Origin of the sequence: Methanobrevibacter cuticularis (assembly GCF_001639285.1) — an archaeon.
In the GTDB taxonomy this organism is placed as follows: Archaea; Methanobacteriota; Methanobacteria; order Methanobacteriales; family Methanobacteriaceae; genus Methanobaculum; species Methanobaculum cuticulare.
Map to the genome: position 1 here is coordinate 1 of NZ_LWMW01000029.1, position 1,166 is coordinate 1,166.

The following is a 1,166-nucleotide window of genomic DNA, read 5'->3' on the forward strand; positions in this document are numbered from 1 at the left end:
ATACCTAAAAGGATAATTAATAAGCTTAAATATAGATATTATGAAACAACTTATTATGGTGGTTATATCTATTTGGATTATAAAAATAAGAATAAGGATGCTGATTTATCAGATAATCGTTTAGATCTTGTTTCAGATAAAAAAGGATATAGGGTTTTTGTTAATATGATGTAAATAGTTTTATTTTTAAATATATATTTAAAAGAAGAATTATTTTATCATTGATTTATTTATATATTATTTTATTTTTAGTTATAGAAATTATATTAATATTATTGAAGTAGTATTTAATTGTTCAGGAGGGAAATAAAATGAAATTTAATAGATTATTATTAATAATAGGAATAGTTGTTTTGGTATCTGTCTTTGTAATGAGTACGAGTTTTGCAGCCAGTAAAAAATCAGAATCAATATATTCAGATAAAATATCTCGATATATTTCAGAAGATTCTTATAAAACTAAAATTTCTGAGATAAAAAAAACTGACATTATTAATGTTAAAAAAGGAGGCTCTACTAAAGGAAATTTCAAGATTTCTGTAAAAGATTCCTTTAAAAATAAGTATAAGATTAAGTCAGTTACAGTTGTGTATAAACATAGATATACTGATTCGGACATAATGGATGAGGTAGAAAGAAAAGTTTATAAAACTTATAAATCTAAGAATAAAAAAATTTTAACTATAAGAGATTTATCTTCCCTAGAAGGCATAGATTATGAATTCGTCAATATTGTTATTAATTATAAAACTAATAAAAAACTGAAACAAGAAACAACATATCTTAAAAAAGCTTATAGATATAAATCAACAACTGTATATATAGGAAAAACAGCTGTTGTAAAAGATATCACTGTAGGAAATCTGAAAAATTTTGTACATATAATTAAAGTTAAAGCTACTAATTCTAAGTATAAAATAAAAACCTTTAAGGTTATTTTTTATAGTTATATAGATATTATTGGAACTATTTATGGACATGGTAAAAATAGCTTAGTGGTTAAAGGACCTATGCATTATGATCCTAGATCAGAAGGAGATTTTGAAATAACTTATTATTAATTCTTTTTCTATTTATTTCTTTTTTTAAAATTTTATAAGTTGGAATTTTTATATTTCTATTAATAATTTTATCATTATGAGATTACTAATATTGTTTTTCAGTGT

Annotated in this window: 1 protein-coding gene; it reads left to right on the plus strand. The window is 21.4% G+C overall.

The window, feature by feature from the left end; translation table 11 throughout:
* Positions 1 to 311: 311 nt before the first annotated feature.
* Positions 312 to 1,061 (plus strand): hypothetical protein, encoded by a 750-nt coding sequence (locus MBCUT_RS00870; RefSeq protein WP_067257578.1) that lies wholly within the window; start codon positions 312 to 314, stop codon positions 1,059 to 1,061.
* Positions 1,062 to 1,166 lie beyond the last annotated feature (105 nt).